Source organism: Aliivibrio fischeri, from assembly GCF_009727955.1.
Lineage (GTDB): Bacteria > Pseudomonadota > Gammaproteobacteria > Enterobacterales > Vibrionaceae > Aliivibrio > Aliivibrio fischeri_A.
In genome coordinates, this window is record NZ_WOBR01000039.1 from 1 (window position 1) to 278 (window position 278).

Here is a 278-nt window from a genome sequence, read left to right on the forward strand (position 1 = left end):
AACCATTTTTAAAGACTCTCATCGGCTTTTTGCTTCAAAGAACGCTTAAAGATGGTGGGCGATACCGGGCTCGAACCAGTGACCCCCTCCTTGTAAGGGAGGTGCTCTCCCAACTGAGCTAATCGCCCACGAAAGTTTTAATTCCTTCGTGAGAAAGAATGGTGGAGCTATGCGGGATCGAACCGCAGACCTCCTGCGTGCAAGGCAGGCGCTCTCCCAGCTGAGCTATAGCCCCAAATTTTATTTCCTTGGGAGGAAATGGTGGGTCGTGCAGGATT

Annotated in this window: 2 tRNA genes; both read right to left on the reverse strand. The window is 51.1% G+C overall.

What is annotated here, in order from left to right:
• Window positions 1-52 precede the first annotated feature (52 nt).
• Window positions 53-128: transfer RNA gene (locus GNP81_RS19255), tRNA-Val, on the reverse strand.
• 31 nt (window positions 129-159) lie between these two features.
• Window positions 160-235, reverse strand: a tRNA-Ala gene (locus GNP81_RS19260).
• Window positions 236-278: the final 43 nt, after the last annotated feature.